The sequence below is a fragment of the Heyndrickxia sp. FSL W8-0496 genome (assembly GCF_038007825.1).
Classification (GTDB): domain Bacteria; phylum Bacillota; class Bacilli; order Bacillales; family Bacillaceae_C; genus Heyndrickxia; species Heyndrickxia oleronia.
The window spans coordinates 2,851,693-2,871,266 of the sequence record NZ_JBBOXX010000001.1 but is presented as its reverse complement, the minus strand read 5'-3'; the positions used below and the strand labels follow the sequence as shown (position 1 = coordinate 2,871,266).

Annotated in this window: 24 protein-coding genes and 1 pseudogene; 23 read left to right on the top strand and 2 right to left on the bottom strand. The window is 31.3% G+C overall.

Annotated features, from left to right (window positions below; translation table 11 throughout):
• The first annotated feature begins 33 nt into the window (after nt 1–33).
• From NST63_RS14540 to NST63_RS14530, 3 genes and pseudogenes are all read left to right on the top strand, one after another.
• Nucleotides 34–933 carry a phosphotransferase gene (locus tag NST63_RS14540; protein ID WP_341042698.1) on the top strand — a complete coding sequence of 300 codons (900 nt, stop codon included), beginning with the start codon at nt 34–36 and terminating at the stop codon, nt 931–933.
• 70 nt (nt 934–1,003) lie between these two features.
• A complete protein-coding gene (locus NST63_RS14535; RefSeq protein ID WP_078110199.1) occupies nt 1,004–1,510 on the top strand; it encodes a GNAT family N-acetyltransferase in 507 nt (168 codons plus the stop codon).
• A 344-nt stretch (nt 1,511–1,854) separates the two neighbouring features.
• A pseudogene (locus NST63_RS14530) lies at nt 1,855–2,601 on the top strand (SDR family NAD(P)-dependent oxidoreductase).
• Between the two features lie 221 nt (nt 2,602–2,822).
• Here the strand turns inward: NST63_RS14530 and NST63_RS14525 are convergent.
• Nucleotides 2,823–3,446, bottom strand: a complete 624-nt coding sequence (locus tag NST63_RS14525) for a TetR/AcrR family transcriptional regulator (RefSeq protein WP_212941435.1) — start codon at nt 3,444–3,446, stop codon at nt 2,823–2,825.
• Between the two features lie 229 nt (nt 3,447–3,675).
• Between NST63_RS14525 and NST63_RS14520 the strand changes: the two genes are divergently transcribed.
• The 13 genes from NST63_RS14520 to NST63_RS14460 all read left to right on the top strand — a co-directional run bounded on the left by NST63_RS14520 (nt 3,676) and on the right by NST63_RS14460 (nt 12,101).
• Nucleotides 3,676–4,257: a GNAT family N-acetyltransferase gene (locus tag NST63_RS14520; RefSeq protein ID WP_341042695.1), complete on the top strand. Its 582-nt coding sequence runs from the start codon at nt 3,676–3,678 to the stop codon at nt 4,255–4,257.
• Nucleotides 4,258–4,300: 43 nt separating this feature from the next.
• Nucleotides 4,301–4,528, top strand: coding sequence for a class I SAM-dependent methyltransferase (locus tag NST63_RS14515; RefSeq protein WP_341042694.1), 228 nt, complete (start codon nt 4,301–4,303; stop codon nt 4,526–4,528).
• Nucleotides 4,529–4,549: 21 nt separating this feature from the next.
• Nucleotides 4,550–4,948 (top strand): class I SAM-dependent methyltransferase, encoded by a 399-nt coding sequence (locus NST63_RS14510; protein WP_341042693.1) that lies wholly within the window; start codon nt 4,550–4,552, stop codon nt 4,946–4,948.
• A 228-nt stretch (nt 4,949–5,176) separates the two neighbouring features.
• Nucleotides 5,177–6,061 carry a serine/threonine protein kinase gene (locus tag NST63_RS14505; protein ID WP_341042692.1) on the top strand — a complete coding sequence of 295 codons (885 nt, stop codon included), beginning with the start codon at nt 5,177–5,179 and terminating at the stop codon, nt 6,059–6,061.
• A 42-nt stretch (nt 6,062–6,103) separates the two neighbouring features.
• On the top strand, nt 6,104–6,349 hold the full coding sequence (locus tag NST63_RS14500) for a hypothetical protein (protein ID WP_071975737.1): 246 nt from the start codon (nt 6,104–6,106) through the stop codon (nt 6,347–6,349).
• Nucleotides 6,350–6,443: 94 nt separating this feature from the next.
• Nucleotides 6,444–7,064, top strand: coding sequence for a hypothetical protein (locus NST63_RS14495; RefSeq protein WP_341042691.1), 621 nt, complete (start codon nt 6,444–6,446; stop codon nt 7,062–7,064).
• A 48-nt stretch (nt 7,065–7,112) separates the two neighbouring features.
• Nucleotides 7,113–7,487, top strand: a complete 375-nt coding sequence (locus tag NST63_RS14490; RefSeq protein WP_341042690.1) for a VOC family protein — start codon at nt 7,113–7,115, stop codon at nt 7,485–7,487.
• A gap of 255 nt (nt 7,488–7,742) precedes the next feature.
• Nucleotides 7,743–8,141: a MarR family winged helix-turn-helix transcriptional regulator gene (locus NST63_RS14485; RefSeq protein WP_341042688.1), complete on the top strand. Its 399-nt coding sequence runs from the start codon at nt 7,743–7,745 to the stop codon at nt 8,139–8,141.
• A complete protein-coding gene (locus tag NST63_RS14480) occupies nt 8,142–8,483 on the top strand; it encodes a DUF3147 family protein (RefSeq protein WP_341042687.1) in 342 nt (113 codons plus the stop codon).
• Between the two features lie 209 nt (nt 8,484–8,692).
• Nucleotides 8,693–9,247 carry a DUF5412 family protein gene (locus NST63_RS14475; RefSeq protein WP_341042686.1) on the top strand — a complete coding sequence of 185 codons (555 nt, stop codon included), beginning with the start codon at nt 8,693–8,695 and terminating at the stop codon, nt 9,245–9,247.
• 58 nt (nt 9,248–9,305) lie between these two features.
• Complete coding sequence (locus NST63_RS14470) at nt 9,306–10,187, top strand: methyltransferase domain-containing protein (RefSeq protein WP_341042684.1); 882 nt, start codon at nt 9,306–9,308, stop codon at nt 10,185–10,187.
• A 507-nt stretch (nt 10,188–10,694) separates the two neighbouring features.
• The gene (locus NST63_RS14465) at nt 10,695–11,552 is read left to right on the top strand and encodes a DinB family protein (protein ID WP_341042683.1); all 858 of its coding nucleotides are present in this window, start codon (nt 10,695–10,697) and stop codon (nt 11,550–11,552) included.
• Nucleotides 11,553–11,651: 99 nt separating this feature from the next.
• Complete coding sequence (locus NST63_RS14460; protein ID WP_078111213.1) at nt 11,652–12,101, top strand: DinB family protein; 450 nt, start codon at nt 11,652–11,654, stop codon at nt 12,099–12,101.
• Between the two features lie 426 nt (nt 12,102–12,527).
• On the opposite strand, the gene NST63_RS14455 is transcribed toward NST63_RS14460, so the two are convergent.
• Entirely contained in the window at nt 12,528–13,379 is an 852-nt protein-coding gene (locus NST63_RS14455) for a manganese catalase family protein (RefSeq protein ID WP_058003973.1), read from the bottom strand.
• A gap of 192 nt (nt 13,380–13,571) precedes the next feature.
• On the opposite strand from NST63_RS14455, the gene NST63_RS14450 reads away from it, so the two are divergent.
• The 7 genes from NST63_RS14450 (at nt 13,572) to NST63_RS14420 (ending at nt 19,561) form a co-directional block, all read left to right on the top strand.
• On the top strand, nt 13,572–14,048 hold the full coding sequence (locus NST63_RS14450; protein ID WP_180213289.1) for a DUF2243 domain-containing protein: 477 nt from the start codon (nt 13,572–13,574) through the stop codon (nt 14,046–14,048).
• The gene (locus tag NST63_RS14445) at nt 14,041–14,835 is read left to right on the top strand and encodes a cytochrome c oxidase assembly protein (protein ID WP_341042682.1); all 795 of its coding nucleotides are present in this window, start codon (nt 14,041–14,043) and stop codon (nt 14,833–14,835) included. The genes NST63_RS14450 and NST63_RS14445 overlap by 8 nt, the downstream gene beginning before the upstream one ends.
• A 308-nt stretch (nt 14,836–15,143) precedes the next feature.
• Nucleotides 15,144–15,980 (top strand): alpha/beta fold hydrolase, encoded by an 837-nt coding sequence (locus NST63_RS14440; RefSeq protein WP_341042681.1) that lies wholly within the window; start codon nt 15,144–15,146, stop codon nt 15,978–15,980.
• Between the two features lie 288 nt (nt 15,981–16,268).
• On the top strand, nt 16,269–16,691 hold the full coding sequence (locus NST63_RS14435) for an Rrf2 family transcriptional regulator (protein ID WP_341042680.1): 423 nt from the start codon (nt 16,269–16,271) through the stop codon (nt 16,689–16,691).
• A gap of 86 nt (nt 16,692–16,777) precedes the next feature.
• Nucleotides 16,778–17,677 (top strand): NAD(P)/FAD-dependent oxidoreductase, encoded by a 900-nt coding sequence (locus NST63_RS14430; RefSeq protein WP_212941398.1) that lies wholly within the window; start codon nt 16,778–16,780, stop codon nt 17,675–17,677.
• Between the two features lie 549 nt (nt 17,678–18,226).
• A complete protein-coding gene (locus NST63_RS14425; RefSeq protein ID WP_212941395.1) occupies nt 18,227–19,003 on the top strand; it encodes a class I SAM-dependent methyltransferase in 777 nt (258 codons plus the stop codon).
• Nucleotides 19,004–19,042: 39 nt separating this feature from the next.
• Complete coding sequence (locus NST63_RS14420) at nt 19,043–19,561, top strand: YfiT family bacillithiol transferase (RefSeq protein ID WP_341042679.1); 519 nt, start codon at nt 19,043–19,045, stop codon at nt 19,559–19,561.
• Nucleotides 19,562–19,574 lie beyond the last annotated feature (13 nt).

The window sequence follows — 19,574 nt, the reverse complement described above, 5'->3', positions numbered from 1 at the left end:
TACAATATCCCAAATTAAGTTGCGGAGGTAGAGATGGGTAGAGAAGATTTTACCATTTTAAATGAATATTCTATTAGGAATATTCTGAGTGCTTCTAACATGAACCAAGGTAATACATCCAGTGCAAAACTGATTAATACTTCACAAGATAAGTATATTTTAAGAAAAATTAAAGATAAGAAACAAGCAATTACGGAATATCTTATTTCTAAGAAATTATTAAAGCATCAAATTACTTCTGAGATTTTATTATCAAAAAATAATCTTCCATTTGTAATTAAAAACAGTGGAATTTATAATTTACAGAGATATATTGAACATTATCCGATAAAAATTGAAGAAATAAATTTTTCTATACTAGGTGAAACAATCGCATTTTTCCACTCTGAAGCGGTAGATATTAAAGGAATTTATGAGCAAGAAGATCGATTTTTATTAAATCGTTTATGGAAGGAAGTTGAACATTCCATTCAATCTATAGAAATGAAAATAAAGAAGCAATTAGTGGAATTAATAAATGAGTGTTTCAACTATAAGCATAAAAGTAATTGTTATATCCATAGCCATTTAGGAATCTGGAATCTATTAATCAATAAAAATAAAATATATTTAATAGATTTTGGCGAGGTGAGAAAGGGTAATAATCATTTTGATATTGCTGCTATTCTTTCTTCAACTTTGAAAATGAATGATGAGGACTATCAAATCATTACTAATATAAATGAATTCAGAAATGGTTATTTAAAAAAATTTAACGATTTTGATTGGTCCATTCTTAGGGAGAACCTAAATCTTTGGTTTATTAGAGGTATGTTAGCTTTAATAATAAATAAAGGGATCAATCAAGCGACTCAAGAGTTACTGGAAAAAATAATGCATCAAAGAAATAAACTTGATGGCATACTAATGGATCATATTAAAAAAAAGAGGTAAATTTGAAAGACTATTTGACTTTAATAAAAAATTACATCTATAAACATATCATATGATTGAGGGAGTATAAATGATTGTAGTTCAAATTCGTAAACTTGCTAAAGAGATGATCACTGAATTTTTTTCTAAAAATTGGGGTAGCCCGCAAATGGTTATATCAAGTGGGATCTTTCAATGTGATGAATTAGATGGATTTGCCGTATTAGATGAAAATAATAGAATTATAGGTTTAATCACTTACATAATGGATCAGTCTGAATGTGAAATAATATCACTAGATAGTTTAGTTGAAAATAAGGGGATAGGTTCTAAATTAATACAAGAGGTGGAAAATCTAGCAAAGAAAAATAATGTTAGTAAAATTAAATTGGTTACCACTAATGATAATGTACACGCACTGGCGTTTTATCAAAAAAGAGGCTATCAATTAGCTGAACTATTAGTTGATGCTGTAGATTTAGCAAGAAAAATGAAACCTGAGATCCCTCTTGTAGCGGATAATGGGATTCCCATTCGAGATGAACTGGTATTAATTAAATGGTTGGATTTAATACACCATAATGAAAAAGTTGAATAATTAGTTACAAGGAAAAATTGGCATATAATAATTGATTATACCGTCATTAGTAAATGGACCAAATTGTTTATTGGGTTATTAAAGAGAAACCGTAAATATGGTTATACCTATATAAAAATTTTATATCGATAGAAAAAAATCTATTTTGCTTACTCTCATAGCAAGATGGATTTTTTTATTTTCAAACATAAGAGTCAGATGTAATTTTTAAATGTTGAACTTTATTTACATGATGTAAATAACTTCACAAAAAAGATATAAATATGTATAATGGCATTATCCTAGGTATTGAGTTTTCAACTTTAGAAGTTTTATATCATGATTAAATGGAAAGGATGATTATAGTGGGACGTTTATCAGGAAAAGTTGCAATTATTACGGGGGCCGCATTAGGAATGGGAGCAGCTGAAGCTAAGCTCTTTGCAAAGGAAGGAGCAAAAGTAGTTGCTACTGATATAAAGGATGATGTTCTACATTAAGTAGTAAATGAAATTAAGGCAAATGGCGGAGATGCTATCGGTCTAAAACATAATGTTATTTCAGAAGAAGAGTGGAAAAAGGTAATTCAAACAACTATTGATCATTATGGAAAAGTGGATATATTAGTTAATAATGCTGGAATTGCTAGTCCAAAAACAATGGCACAGATGGAAATGGATGAATGGAATAAAGTTATGGATATTAACTTAAACGGCTGTGTAATTGGGATGAAATATGTCATTCCAGAAATGCAAAAAGCAGGCGGAGGTTCTTTAATTAATATTTCTTCAATTGGTGGAATTGTTGGAATGGCAGGTTCTAGCCCATATACTGCGGCAAAAGGTGCTTTACGTTCTTTAACAAAATCTGCAGCAGTGGAATATGGAAAAGATAAAATACGAGTAAATTCCGTCCATCCTGGAATCATTGAAACACCAATGACGGCAGAATCGTTTAAAGATGCATTACCATTTTATAAAACATTCACACAGCTCCCTTATTTTGGACAACCAGAAGATGTAGCTTATGGAGTACTATTCCTTGCATCTGATGAATCACGATTCATGACTGGTGCTGAATTAGTTATTGATGGTGGTTGGACAGCAATATAAGCATTCTGAGTATAATAGTGAATATCTTTATGGGGTCTAGGATCACACGAAATACCACAAAGCTTTAAGATGGTATCGTGGGGTCTGCCCCTTTTATTTTGCATTGATTTTAAAAATGAATAATGTAGCTTAAAGCATGAATAAAATAAGTGTTCAAGGTCAGCTGAAAACAATCTAAAAAAAAGATTAAGAAAGTGGCCGACTTTTTAAACAAATTAATTTTATTCCTGATTATGATTTATTTTCATCGGATTATGAATATATGGACCTTTAATAGAAAGATTCATAAGTTGGAAGGCCATTTCACTCTCAGACAAATGCATCCCACTCTCTATCCACCAAATAATAACCTCTAAAAAAGCAGATTCAACATATTTAATAATCAGGCTTCGATTCGCTGTGAGATTCTCATCATTAGGTTCAATTTGATTAATCCCTTCTGATACAAATTCATGAATAATTTCCAATAACCTAGAAGTTAAATAAGGGATTCGGTTTTTTACCAGTAGCGCATTATAAAAAGGATAATTTTCACTAACTTGATGGAATAATTGAACAAAGCTGGGATGTGGTTGTTCATCTAGAAAATCAAAGTTACCTATAAATGATACTTTTTCATTTACCTTATCATGTAGTTCATTTAAGGTTTCATCAATACATTGATACATTAAATCATATTTATCTTTATAATGAAGATAGAAGGTAACACGTTTTACCGTTGCACGATCTGAGATATCTTGCACAGTAATTTGGTCAAATTTCTTCTCTTCCATTAATTCAATAAAAGCTTGCTTCAATAAACGTTGTGTACGTACAGCACGGGGATCTTTTTTTTCTGTGGGCATAAATACTTTCCTTTACAGATTCTTTTATTTAAATTTCCTATCTAGTTTATCATTTGTCATATTGAATGAAAAGTATCCTTTACTTATCTTAATAAACACTGTAAAGGAATAAAACTTATTCAGTACTGATCAAATGTTTGTTTTATATTCTTGGATAATTCTATAAATGAAATAGAGGTGAAATGAATCTTTTAGTCGAATCAATGAAAAGAAAGGAGTTGTTAATTAATTGGAAAATATAAAAAGCAAAGAAATAAATATAAATTTTTCTGGTAAATTAGTTTCACTTGGACCATTAAGAAGTGATTTAGTCCCTTTATATAATCGATGGAATAACGATTTTCAAACGACAAAAACTCTTGCAACCACTGGACCTGTTATTTTAGAAGAAGAAATAGCCGCATTTAAACAAATATCCCAAAATAAAAATTTCCTATTTTTTACCATTTACGAGAAACATACTTTACAACCAATAGGTAATACATTTTTATCAGATATAAATTATAAAAATCGCACTGCAGAATTCAATATAGTTATCGGTGAAAAAGATAGCAGAGGGAAAGGATATGGAACAGAGGTAGCAAAACTGGTTCTCGATTATTCATTCCAAACATTAGGTTTACATAATATTTTTTTAAAAGTATTTGAGTTTAATAAAAATGCGATAAGAGCATATGAAAAAGCTGGGTTTATAAGATGTGGTCGTAGAAGACAGGCACATTTCTCGCGTGGTCAGACATGGGATATTATCTATATGGAGGCATTAGCGAGTGAGTTTGAGAGTTCAGCTTTCCAAAATGATCTTCATTGAGATCGTTATAAAATGAAAGCGTAATCTTGGAGGAGAGAAAAATTTGAATCAGTATGGCAAAGAATTATTTAAAGGGGCAGCACAGTACTATTCAAAATATCGACCTATGTATCCACCTTCTTTAAATAGATATTTGATTAGAAAATTTTCATTGAACGGAGAGCAGCAGTTACTTGATTTAGGCTGTGGTACTGGACAGCTCACGTTGAGATTTTCTGACTGGTGTTGGAAAATTGTTGGAATTGATTTAGAACGAGAAATGCTAGAATAAGCAAAACGTCTGCAAAATGAAATGAGAGTAAATAATATCCATTGGTATGAAGGAAATTTAGAAAAATATAAGTCTGAATTTAATGAAAAGTTTAATCTCATAATCATAGCAAAGGCCTTTCATTGGATGGATCGTGTTAGGGTTCTAGATGAATTGTATGAACTAGTTACTGATAATGGAGGAGTTGCCATCATAGATCATTATGAACCTAATAAAAAACCGACACGATGGCAGGAACAATTAAATCAAGTTATAGAAAAATGGTACGGCAAAGAAAGAAGGGCTGGAAAAACGATTTATTCGCATCCTTCCATTTGTCATGAAGAAATACTTGCAAATTCAAAATTCAAACTTGAAATAGAAGATTTACCACCATTTGAAATTACTTGGACGATAGATGCAATACTTGGAAACCATTAATCGACATCTTTCGATTTAAAACGTTTTCTTAAGGATCATGTAGAAGCATTTGAAAACGAAGTGAAAGAAACATTACTAGCAATTAATAAGAAGGTGTATTTAAAGAAAGCCTGAACATATCAATCAAGCTAGGGATTAAGAAATAAAGGCCTTTCCGAACCACTTCAATAAAGTATAAAACTCTCTATAAATTATAAATATGCTCGCAAATTGTGGAGGATGAACATAATGAAGAATGAAGAACGACAGAAAGTAATTGATCTAACAATTGACAAGGTTAGTTTTCAATTACAAGAGGTGCATGATTTTAGTTGGTTAAAGGAAATTGGAGAAGTTTTTTGTGTATTTGATCAACAAGATTCAGGAAATATTGGATTCGGGTTGGCTAAAAATAATCAAAAATTCTTTGTAAAATACGCAGGAGCGAAACCAATTGATTATTTCGGAAATCCAGAGGATGCAATTGCTCGCTTATTAAAAGCAATTCCAGTCTATGAGCAACTAAAACATCCATATTTAACTAAAATGATTGATCATTTTTATACTGAGAATGGATACGCAGTTATATTTGAATGGTTTGAGGGTGAATGTTTGCACTCACATTGGTCATTTGGTGGAAAAGAAAAATACATAAACCCTCACTCCCCGTTTTATCGTTTTAAACATCTTGATATTAATAAACGGTTAAATGTTCTCAATATGATTTATTCTTTTCATGTTTTCGTCGAAGCAAAAGGATTTGTTGCTGTAGATTTTTATGATGGAAGTATTTTATATGATTTTAAAGATAATCGAATGAAAATTTGTGATATCGATTTTTATCGTAAATCACCAATTATAAATGAGATTGGAAATGATTATTGGGGTGCAGTAAGATCCAAGGCTCCAGAGGAGTTTATTCTAGGTGATCCCATTGATTCAAAAACGAATGTCTTCACAATGGGGGCTATTGCATTCGGGTTAGTTGGGGGAGAAATGGATCACTCAATTTCAAAGTGGGAAGCTGGTGAAAAATTATATGAGGTTGCAATAAGAGCTACTGAAAAAAATAGGGATGATCGTTATTGTACATTAAAAGAATTTTACGAAGCATGGCAAAAAGCTTTAAATTAAATCCATTATTATGGAAACACTTTTACAGACCAAAAAAAGGGTGTGTTTAAGATTAAGAATATTCATGAAACACAATCAGCTGACCAAGCAAATACAGGCTGGAACGAAGAAGATTTATATTCACCGGTAGAAAATTTACAGAAGATCGAAGCTGGAGGTGTGATAAAAAGAAATAGTTTTGACATTAGTAAGTTTCCAAAAGGAATTAGATATTTAGCCTATTTTTTGTTTAGTGGTATTTGCATAATTATTTTATTGGTGTTGATTATTAATTTCATCTATTGGTAAGAACTTGCTAATAAATTGATAAGTAACTGCTAGCATCGTTTCTCTATTTTGTGCAAATTATTATTAAAACTCAAAACTTGAAGGGTGAAACATAATGTATAAGAAGAGTTTGATAATTATTGGGGTAATACTGGTAATTGCAGTAGGATTATATATCTATTCAAACAATAGAATAGTTGAAAAAGAAGAAGCAATTAGTGAAAACATAGAAAAAACAAGTAGTATTGATAATATTATAAAAAAAGCTCCTCCAAAATTAGTGGAATTATTAAAAACGCCATCAAAACTTCCGTTTAAAGTGCATGAATCGGGAGCGGAATTGCATGATATGGTGTATAGAGGAGATAAAAGTGTAACAAAAACAACATTAAATGACGAAGAAAAAGCATCGAGAGATATGACAAGGATGCCATATAAAGAAGTAAACTTTGAGCAGATTTTTTTAGGAGATGAAATTAAACTATCCATTTTAGCGCAGCCTATGAATGCTGAGACAGTCTATGGAGAACCAACAGATATTAAAAAGATTCATATAAAAGATGGAAGTTTTGCAGAGTATATTGATTATGATTTTAATCAACATATCATATGGAAAGATCGTGAGACGAAAATTACCTATCTAATTGATATTACTCAATATGATAAGGAAAGAAAAGGAAAATTTTCTGAACAGGAAATTACTGAAATGATTGAATCCTTTAAATATATCAAATGATATTTTTGAGAATATGAAATAATTCAATTCGAAGGAGTAGTGTTGATAATGAATAGTCCGATAAAAAATAAAATTAATACCATTTTTGTACATGTCAGTAATTTAGAAAGGTCCGTTACCTGGTACTGCCAATTACTCAATCAAAAATTTAATTTAGCGGAGGTTTCTAGACCCGTTTACAATATTAAGCTGAATCATCATACTGGGCTAACATTAGATGCGGGACCATCTGATGTCATAAAGGAAATACGTCCTTCTGAAAACCCGTTGTTTAATTTTCATACAGATGACATCCATCAGTCCTATGATTTTGTTCAGAAACTGGGGTATCAAATACAATCGGAGATTGTTAGTTTTGATGATTTTGCCTATTTTAACATTTGTGATCCGGATGGGAATATCATCATGATTTGTACGGGTTAATGATATTTTAATTTAGTAACTGAAAAGGAAAAGTTGGCATAAATCGAAATAGAAATACTAGAAAACAAATATGTGTATTAAAATACAATCTAAACTATACCTAATGCGGTACTTAATAAAGTATCGCATTTTTTATTTAGACATGATGGATATCAATAAAAGTGCAAAAGGCATTATTTAATTACGAAATTAAATTGAAATTATATCGTTTTATACGATATAATCGGAAGTAACGATATAAAAAAGGAGAAAAATATGATACAAGATTTAAATAACTACTTTACAGATATATATTTTAATTTACACCCAGTTCAAGAAGAAAACATTTCCCATCAAAGTATCCGTATATTACAAATGGTTCAAAAGAAGAAAAATATAATGATTCGTGATATTGCAAATGAATTAATGATTTCACACAATACTGCTTCTGAACATGTAAAGAAGTTAGTGAGAAATGGCTGGTTATATAAAGAAAGGTCTGAGAATGATCAACGAAAAGTATTTTTACATTTAACAGATATTGGCTCATCCATTGTAAAAAAGCATACAGAGTTAGATGATAATAAGCTCCGAATAGTACTTAGCAAATTAACGGCTACTGAACGAGCAAAGGTAATTGAAGGATTTAAATTATTAAGTGAGGTATCAAAATAAATGTATTTATTGTTAAAAATTGCTTCTTCAGCAGTCATAATTGGTGTAGTAACAGAAGTGGCAAGACGCTTCCCAGTATATGGTGGGATCGTTGCTGCCTTACCGTTAATTAGCATCTTAAGTATTATCTGGTTAACTCTACAAGGAACGCCTAATCACAATGTTAGTCAATTTGCATGGGGAGTACTAGTGGGTTTACCTGCAACAGCAGTAATGTTATTGGTGATTTATTTTGGATTAAAGTATTCAATTCATTTAGTAATAGCAATTTTATTAGGAATCATTGCATGGGGGGTGTTTCTTCTTCTACAAAATTTGATCATGAAGGCATTTGCTTCGTAGTACATTTACTCATAGTCAATTGGCTGGAAAATTCATAATGGAGAGTTATAAAACAATTATAGTCATGAAAAAGATATTAATAGGAAAATAAACTTCTAGTGAATTTACTCTAAGAAAAGGGTTTTTATATCCATCTAGCGAATTGATTAAATAAACTGTATAAGAGATCTAATAATCTAATCGGTTTTTTCTATAATAGGTGAAATTACATGCATATCTATTTACCTTTTTATATCTTTTTAACGGCTCTCCTTACTCTTCTTATTTTTATTACCTTTTGTTTTCTAGCCATCGGCAATCTTATAAAAAAGAAACCGTTTCCGATAAGACTTTTTACTATTTTTTTATCTAGTATAGTAGTAGTTACTTGTCTAATTTTGTATTCAAATTATTTTTTTACTTTCGGTAATCTGAAAGGAGAATTTTTTAAAGGACCTGTCATTTCTCCATCTGAAAAATACGTAGCCAATGCGTATTACATGACGTATGGTGGTGCCGCAGGAGGCGTAAACATATGGGTAAATATCACTTTTAAAGAGGAGAAAAATAAAATAAAGACCGTTTATTATAGTGATGCCAAAAGTGATTTTTCGATTAATTGGATAGATGATGATACTCTACTTATTGTCAATAAAGAGCGCGGGTATCTGAATTCAGATCGAAGTATAAAATTGAAAATTGGCAAAGAAATTTATCATGAAAACGGATTGGCCTGTCGTAGTTTACTGATGAAGACTGAGTTTGAAACCTGTTATCATAATTAATTCATTATAAATGTTATTTTAAACATTTAACTTTGATAAATAAGATAGGAGGAAATAAATGTCGGAGTATTATTGGGATAGTCAGATAGAATATTTAAAGAGAACAAGAGATTTATATTATAATGACGATTACCTAGAGTTTTTAGTCAAATCCGTTTGGAGGATTACAGAATCAGTAAATATCATAGATTTTGGTTGTGGTTTTGGATACTTAGGGCTTAAACTACTCCCCCTATTACCAGAAGGTTCAAGATATACTGGAATTGATAAAGGCAAACAGCTTATAAAAGAGGCTAGGGAACTTTTTAAGCCATTACCCTATGATGCAGAATTTATTGTTGCAGATATGAATAATATTGAATTGGATAAGAAGTATGATATGGCTGTTTGTCATGCATTTCTTTTACATATAGCAAACCCAAAAAGAATGTTACAAAAAATGGTTCATTCATTAGTTGATAAAGGAAAAATCATCTGTTTCGAACCGCATTGGATTTCCAATATGGCATCGTTTTATATGGATGGATATGATCAATCACAAATGATTCAGCTAGGCGCACTGCAAAAATTATTTGAAAATGATGCGAAACAAGATAGAAAAGATGGGAATATTGGAGCAAAAATACCAATCTATTTAACCGAACTAGGTGTGGAAAATGTTCAATGCAGAATTAGTGATAAAGTGAATGTACTTTATCCAAATATGAATCAAGAAGCGAAAGATAAATTGTTTTTTTCATTTAAGGAGGACGGTATAGGTGCGAAACCCCTTGATAAAGAAACATTTATTGATGGTTTGATTATGCGAGGATTAACAATTAATGAAGCAGAGGATCAGTTTAATGCGGAATTCTTCTTTTCCCAGACGTTTAATGAAGATTCCTCACTAACCTATGCAGCTCTTATGAGAATAACGTATGGAGAGGTTAAATATATTTAGTTTTCCTAATAGTCAATCAAATGGAGGCTATTTCTTAGAAGGATAAAAATATCAAGTTAAAATGATACAATTAGATTCATTATTCGTATTGGTACAATAATGAAGAGGATGAATATGTGGATGATATTCTCATGTATCAATTAGTTTAATTATATAAGGTTTTAATAGTGTGTTTCTTGAAGTAAAGATAATGCAGGTAGGAATTTACAGCATTTTTATTTAAAAAAATAAGTTTTATTTTGTATAGGAGCATTTTCTCATCATGACATAGAGAAAATGCATTTTTATTGTGAAATCATAATTACTAGTCACCACGTAATAATATCTACAAGAAGGGGATTCTCTCAATTACCAAGAATACATATTAAAAGATTTGTTTTTCATACATAATATCTAATCTCTGTCTTCAATATCTCGAATGAAAAATATAAATATAATAAAAGAATGTTTTGATGCTGGTATGTTCAATTTGAGAGTAGAATTCGCAGAAGGGAGATCTTTTAAGCTATGGAAAGACAGAAGCCTAATTTATTATTAAGAGTGAAAAATCTAGACCAGACAGTAAAGTTTTATTCTGATGTTGTTGGATGGTATAGTGATTGGGAAGATGTGAACAAACGGATTGCTAGATTAAATTTATCGAATGGTGAACCAATAGCCATTATCACAGAAAAAAAAGATTTAGACTGTTCTCCATATCTGGAAAAAATATTTTCTGAGCCTTTACCTAAAGGGAAGTTTTACATAGTAACAAAGGATATAGAGAATTTGTATCTTCGTTTAAAAAAGATTAACCAGCTAAAGGTTGAACTTATCATTGAAGAAGGATTTGGCCAGACGCTATTTATAACAGATCCAGATGGTTATATTCTTTCCCTTTGGGAGGAGCTTTTTCTACCAGATAATGAAATACTTGAATTATATAGAAATGGTATACAAATGTTAGAAGATTCGATTCGTGGTTTGAATGAAAAAGACTTTGATCTGGTTCGAGCAAAAGGGAAATGGTCCATTAGACAAACAATATTTCATTTGATTGATTCAGATATCACAACACTACATAAAATTAAATTTGCATTAGCAGAATCTGGACGTGATTATATTAGAAACCCATATGATCCTAATTTATGGGAGTTAGGAACGAATTATCGTACAAGAAAAGTTAATATAACAATTATGTTATTTCGATATCTTAGGGAACATGTGCTGGAGCTCTGTGAAGAAATTCCAGATGCACTAAATAGGAGCGTTTTAGTAAATGGTAGTAGTAAAGAAGAAGTAAGAAATATGATAAAAATGGTTGCTGGGCATGCTCGTGGGCATATACAACAAATATGGGAAACAAGAACTGTTCATAAAAAATGATCATTTATTGCGTAGCTATTATTCTTGCATCTTACTAATTCTACACTTAAGAAAATAAAAATACGATGGATATTAAATTTTCCGGGAGTGATCATTAAAATGTTGAAGTTGTTTCAGTATAATTGGCAAGTAAGAGATGAATGGTTTAATTGGTGTGCAAAAATTTCTGTTGATGAACTTCAATGCACGCGAGTAGGGGGTAGAGGAAGTATTTTACGTAATTTATTTCATATTGTTGATGTTGAGCAGGCATGGATTAGAGGATTAAAAGGAAAAACTGAGTTTCATTATAATTTTAATGATTATCCGTCTCTTAAATCTATAAGAGAATTATCTATAAAATGTCGACCTGAGGTTGAAGAATACATTCAAAACTGGTCCAATGATATAGAGAATCATAAATTGGATGAATTTACCTATGGTGAGGTGATCCATCATGTTATCGCTCATGAAATCCATCATATCGGTCAATTATCAATATGGGCTAGAGAAATGGGGGCTGTACCTGTTTCTTCCAATTTAATTGGAAGAGGAATATATGATAGATAATTTTTTTGAACAATGCCTCTATTAATTTAAATGTTCAATTTCGTTCAGGTAACATGTATATGTGAAAAATTGATTTCTTGTGTAGATGAATGAAATAAAAATAATTTACACTCAACACTACAAAAATATCATCCGATGGGAAATGTAAGGCTTCGAATAAAGTAATAGCCCTTTTTTAACCGCAATATATAATAAAAGTCATAGAAGAGTATCTTCTTTCCCGATCCACCCCAAAAGTAGCACCCGTTGTTATAGGGAAATTGTCTTCTAGTTTTAATATAAGCTTATTTTATGTTTGTTGTATAGATTGGCAAGTTTTTATGAAGTCTTTATAAGGCATTGTAAAACAAAATATTGTATTCATTTGAATGTCTGTTCAAATCTTAAAATCTAAAGAGCGCCTTTATATCAAAGACGCTTAAGAATTTATTTATTTAGGTCTTGTATACCAGGACTGTGCTCGTTTGGCATTTCTGGTAGCATTGGAACTGGATATCCTTTTGGTGGTGGAACTACTTTTAACTCGCCGTCATTTCTGCTAGGAGACTCTCCTTGGAAAATTTGTCCCATTAATGTTTCATCTAATCTAAAATTAAATTGTGCATTATGGAATCCCATTTCTACATATTTTCTACATTCAGGATACTTATTGATATCATAATTTGGGACTGGGAAGATTTTCGCCCAATCAACACCAAGGGTTTCTAATGCTTTAGCGAACGCATTTTGGTGGGCATTATCGCGAACAATTAGAAAAGCTAAGGTTTCTCTAAAAGTTTTATTAGAACTCATTTCATATATTCTCGTTTTTTGAAGAACTCCTGTAGATTCTAAAACAACATTATCTAATAAATCACTAATTAAATTTCCGTGGCTGTATACATAGTTACCATTCCAGGGATTTCCCGCAGCATCCACAGGGAGAGAGCTTTGTGCACCCATAATAAAATGATGGGGATTTGCATGTTTAATTGCTTCCTCTAAAGGAGCTCCCGAACCTCCAGCTCCAATTGCTTCTTCACCTGAACCATTTAATAATTGATTTATTGTCGTTTGAACTAGCTCCACATGGCTAATTTCCTCAAGGAAGACTCCTCGAATTAAATCACGAAACTCTTTTTGTTTTCCGCGAAAGTTAGAACTTTGAAAGAAAAATTGCATCATCGTTCTCATTTCACCAAATCTGCCACCCAATGTTTCTTGCAAAACCTTTGCTGCAGAAGGGTCCGGTTTATCAGGAACAATAATATTAATTAAATCCTCTTTATAAAAATACAATGGTGTACCTCCTTTGATAGTAACTGTTTGACATAGTTACTATTTGTTTTATACATCGAAAATATCCTTATTAATGCGATAAAAATCTTTGGATAAACGAATGCTTTAAAGTATTTAGTGAAGGTAACAAAATTTGGATAAAATTCCTTCCAACTGCAAATAATTGATTTTATATGATGAAAGAACGGAGGGATGATTATGACTAGTACTTCATCTTTAACTCGAAATATATGGTCAGGTATTTTATTTGGAGTTGGTTTAGTTTGCTTTTTGGATGAAACGATTTTTCATCAAATATTATATTGGCATCATTTTTATGACAAAAGTATATTAAGTATTGGTCTGGTTTCAGATGGGTTATTCCATGCATTTAGTTGGTTTGCAACTATAGGTGGGCTATTCCTTTTAGCAGATTTAAGGCGTAAGAACGCATTTTGGTTAAAGAGGTGGATTGGAGGTGTGTTTCTTGGGGGAGGGGGATTTCAGTTATACGATGGAATTATCCAGCACAAACTGATGAGAATTCATCAAATTCGTTATGTGGAAAATTTAATCATTTACGATCTATTATGGAACATCATTGCATTAATACTACTTTTAATAGCGATCATTTTATTATTCGTGAAAAAGAAGGAAATATCAGTAAGGGGTAAAACAGCAAATGAATAATGAACATATGGAACATTTTAAAGTCACTATTGCCGAACCTTTCTTATTAATATCTTTTATATTGCTATTTTTTTTGTATCTTATTGCATGTATTGTATCCAATCGTCATTATAAACGCTGGTCTTACTTCCGTATATTCTATTGGGGGCTAGGAGTACTTTGTATGGCAACTGTAGCTATAGGTCCATTAGCAAAAAGTGTACACAGCAATTTTACTGCTCATATGTTTGGTCATTTACTGCTAGGAATGCTCTCTCCCTTATTAATCCTCCTATCTGCTCCAATGACACTTTTTTTAAGAACAGTAAGAGTAAAACACGCACGTTATATTACAAAGGTGCTAAAGAGTTTTCCGATTAGGCTGATTTGTGATCCACTGACTGCTTCTTTACTAAATGTGGGTGGACTATGGCTTCTTTATACAACAAATCTCTTTTCGCAAATGCATCAAAATCTCCTCCTTTATTTATTCATCCATTTACATGTCTTTATTGCAGGATATGTATATACAGCTGCTTTTATATATATTGACCCAATACCTCATAGAACAAGTTACATGTACCGAGGAATTATTATGATCCTTTCAATGGCTAGTCATGGAGTCTTGTCGAAATACATATATGCTCATCCACCTAATGGAGTAACAACAACACAGGCGGAAATAGGAGGGATGATCATGTATTATGGAGGAGATTTAGTAGATATTATATTAATATATATTTTCTGTCTTCAATGGTATAAATCAGCAAGGATAAAATCAAATTTAGTTAAGCAAGTCAATATATAATTTTCATTCTGTTCAAATGAAAAAAATGAAGGTTAGTTTCTAATCTTTAATCAATTTAATGAAAATAATTTAAAAAACACACCACATTTTATTCAACTTGAGGATTGAAAGCTAATGTCAATAAAGAGAGGATTAATCCACTAATTGTAGAAGGATTAATTAGTATATTTATAGAAATAATATTTTATTGAGTTTTATAATAAGGCTCTTATCTCACGAAAACAGCCTATAATAAATTGTGCATATATTAAAATGTTAATTATCAATAACCTGTAAAATACGTTAATTAAAGAGTTAGGGGATTACAAATGGCATATTGTAAAGTTCAACAAGCTGAAATTTATTATGAAGAGATGGGACAAGGTACACCGATAATAATGATCCACGACTATTCTCCTGACCATCGATTAATGACTGGATGTATGGAGCCTGTCTTTACAAATAGAGAAGGGTGGCGACGTATTTATATAGATTTACCAGGTATGGGATTAACAAGAAACTACCATGATATAAGTTGTTCTGATGAAATGTTGAACGCAGTATTAGAGTTTATTAATATTGTTATACCTGAACAAGAATATCTAATTGTTGGGGAGTCTTACGGTGGTTATATTGCACGGGGAATCATTGAGAAGCAACCAGAAAGAATAATTGGTGCAGCATTTATATGTCCAGTCATTAATCCTAGTCCAGAAAATAGACAAGTGGAGGAACATAATATTTTTAAAATTGATAAAAAATTTATCCAGAAGCTTTCGAAAGATGAACTAGCAGATTTTACAGATAATCAGGTCATATTAAATGAGTACACTTGGTTACGATACAACAATGAAATAGTAAGTGGGATTAAAATTAGTGATGAGGAGTTTTTAAATAAGGTTAAGAAGCAATATGGTTTTTCCTTTAAGCTAGATCAATCTCATTTTACTAAACCTAGTTTATTTCTATTAGGTAGACAAGATTCCACGGTTGGATATAAGGATGCTTTAAGCCTTACGGATACGTATTCACGGGGAACGTTTACTGTCATAGATACAGCTGGTCACAATCTCCAAATAGATCAACCACAAATTTTTAATCATGTAGTCAATGAGTGGTTAGACAGAGTGTTAAATGATTTTTTATCCAGAAAGAGTGAAAGTTAGAAGCTTAAATGACTTTGAAAAGGGAGAATGTAAACTAAAATAAGTGGAGTTTATATTTTTGGAAATCTGATTTTAATACATCAATTGTATAATGATGGGAGATACTTTATTTGGCTTTTCACTACATTATTACACAAGGAAAGAAATAAATTGGATGAAAAATATTTCGGTATAGTCCATCTTCGGCTTAAAGAATAATATGTAAAAAGCTTGATTATATTTTAAGAATGATTTAATATCAATTATAGATATTAAAGATCTTTAATATAGTAATGGAAGGGTAAGACCATGAAATATTCTAAAGCTACAAATTACGCATTGCATACAATGGTATATTTAACATTATCACCAAAGGGTAAAACAGTTGGAGTTGAACAGTTAGCTAAAATTCAAAATCTCTCACCTACATACCTTTCGAAGATATTAACAAAACTTGTTAAAGCAGGATTAATTGAATCAAATCCTGGAGTTAATGGAGGATATAGCCTTGCAAGACAGTCCAATGAAATATCATTTTTAGATGTCATTCAAGCCATTGAAGGTCAAACGACATTATTCAGTTGTTCATTAGGTCATGAAAAATTATCTAGAAATGAAGATTGTTTAATTGAGAATGTGATGCTAGAAGCAGAAAATAATATGAAGAAAGAGCTAAGTAAAAAATACATTATTGATATTGCTGAGCAAATGAATGTAAAAAATGAAAAATAATTGTAATGGTTAATCATTTCAATTATTTTTTCGCTTAATTATAGATATTAAAAGTCTATAATATACTTAATTGAGGAGGAGACAAAATGTTATTAGATTGTGTTGTAATTGGTGGAGGACCTTCAGGTTTAAGTGCTGCACTTGTACTTGGAAGAGCAAGAAAAAACATCATGCTTTTTGATGAGGATAAACCAAGAAATGCTGTTACTCATGAATCTCATGGGTTCATTACGAGAGATGGTATCAAGCCTTCTGAATTTAAAAAAGTGGCTAAAGCCGATTTAATGAAATATCCCAATATATCCGTTCATAATCAACGAGTGGTAGATATCAAGAAAGAAAATAATTATTTTCTTATTTATTCAGCAGATGGGAATACTTTTCAATCTAGAAAGGTTATATTATCTACTGGCCTAAAAGATGTCTTACCTAATATTAAGGGGATAAACAAATTTTATGGAACAAGTGTATTTATTTGCCCATTTTGTGATGGGTGGGAGTTAAAAGATCGTGCATTAGTTGTTATAGGAGAAGATGAGCGCGTATTCCATCTGACAAAACTGATTTCTAACTGGAGTAAGGATATTATTGTTTGTACAAATGGGAACATTGTGCTCACTGCGGATCAGAAACAGTTATTATTATCCAAAAAAATAGTAGTTACTGAATCCGAAATATTATCTTTAGAGGGTGTAGACGGAAATTTAAAAAGGGTTTTATTTAAAAATGGTAAAGAAATAGTAAGAGATGGTGGCTTTATGGTTACTGGGTTAGAACAAGCATCGCCACTCGCTCAAAAATTAGGATGCTTAATAAAAAAGAATGGCGGGATAGATACGGATGAATTTGGACGTACGAGTGTTGAAGGAGTTTACGCTAGTGGAGATAATTCTCTTTCAACATCTCCTCAATTAATTACGGCTGCAAGTGAGGGGAGCAAAGTGGCTTCGCGAGTAATCTTAGATTTAATAGATGAAGATTTTTAATTGGTTCTACAATCTTTATTAATGGGAGCGTTTTTTTTTTTTAAGAACGCTCCTTTAATTATATTGTAGAAATTATTGTTAATATTGGGGGTGTAAAAGCTTGAAATGATCTTTTCTTAAAAAATGTTCTTATAGAGGAATTTTTCCTCATATCGTAGAAGTAAAACAAGAGCAAATCTATTTTAAGTATATAGGTATTCCAGATGTAAATCTAATAAATGGTATCGATATGTATAAATTCAATAGTAATTATAATTGATGATTTTTTTTGAAAGATTAGTAGAAAAACTACAAATATTGTTTAATATGCATTGGACGCTGAAAATTGATTGTAATAAAGATTGGAAATGAACTTGAAAAATACAAGCTTCATAGTTGGCTAGGGAGAGTAAGACCAGTGAAATCTTGGATTGCGTCAAAGTTAATGGGAAAACAACATTAGTGTTTGGATATCAAGTCGTACAAAAGAAAACTATGAATAAGTGTTGAGATATGTTGATACTTGCTATTTAACATATTTTTTTGAAATGTATTTAAAGGAGGAACAATATGGAACGTCTAAATACAAATTTTGAAGAATACGATGATCCGATCCTATATGATATGGAAAATGAATTATATATTGAGGATGTGCCTTTCCTAATGAAAGAGGCTTTAAAAACAGTAGGTCCTATCATTGATTTAGCCTGTGGAACAGGTAGGGTAACCATTCCACTAGCAAGTAAAGGACACCAACTAATTGGAGTCGATGTACATAGAGGAATGCTCGATGCAGCTAGAAAGAAGGCAGAAGAGCTAAATTTAAACATAAATTGGGTAGAACAAGATTGTACGAAACTGGATTTAAATATAAAGAGTCATTTAATCTACTCAGTTGGGAATTCATTTCAACATTTTCTTACAAATGAAGACCAGGATGGATTATTATCCTCAGTAAATAAACATTTACATAATGAAGGTATCTTTATCTTTGGAACAAGGTTTCCGAGTGTTGATGAGTTGTTACAATCAAGCACTGAAGAATATTGGAAAACTTATATTGACAGTGAAACACAATATCCGGTTGACGTATATACTGTTAGTAACTATGACTCCTTAAATCAAATTCAACATTATACAACGATTAGGAAGTATAAAAATAAGAATGGAGAAATAATTAACGAAAAAAGAACGAACATAAATTTGAGATATGTTTTCCCAAAAGAAATGGAGAGAATGCTGCTTGTCAACGGCTTCGAAATTATTCATCTCTATAGGGATTGGAAAGAAACTCCTATAACTAATGATAGTTATGAAATGATCTATGTTTGTAGGAAAATAAAATAGTATAATTGGGTACATATTGATGAAAAGGGAGTTGTTTAAATGGATTTACGTTATCCAATAGGAAAGTTTAATGTTAATGGGAAGGTAACAACTGAAATAATAGAGCAGTGGATAAAAGAAATAGAAGAGCTTCCAACTAGATTAACAGAAGCAGTTGAGGGTTTAAATGATGTTCAACTAGATACAGCCTATCGTTCTGAAGGATGGACGATTCGTCAGGTGGTGCATCATATTGCTGACAGTCATTTAAATAGTTATACTCGTTTCAAATTGGCTCTCACAGAAAACAATCCTACCATTAAATTGTATGAAGAAGGAAAATGGGCCGAGCTCCCAGATTCGAATTTACCAGTAGAAATTTCTTTGCAACTAATTGATGCCTTACATAAGAGATGGGTGTATTTATTACGATCCATGATTTCGGAAGATATAGAGAAGACTTTCTATCATCCAGAATTTGGAGATATGAAGTTAAGTGTCAATATTGGCATCTATGCTTGGCATGGAAGACATCATGTTGCCCATATTACAACTCTTCGTGATCGATTAGACTGGTAAGAAGAGGTTATTT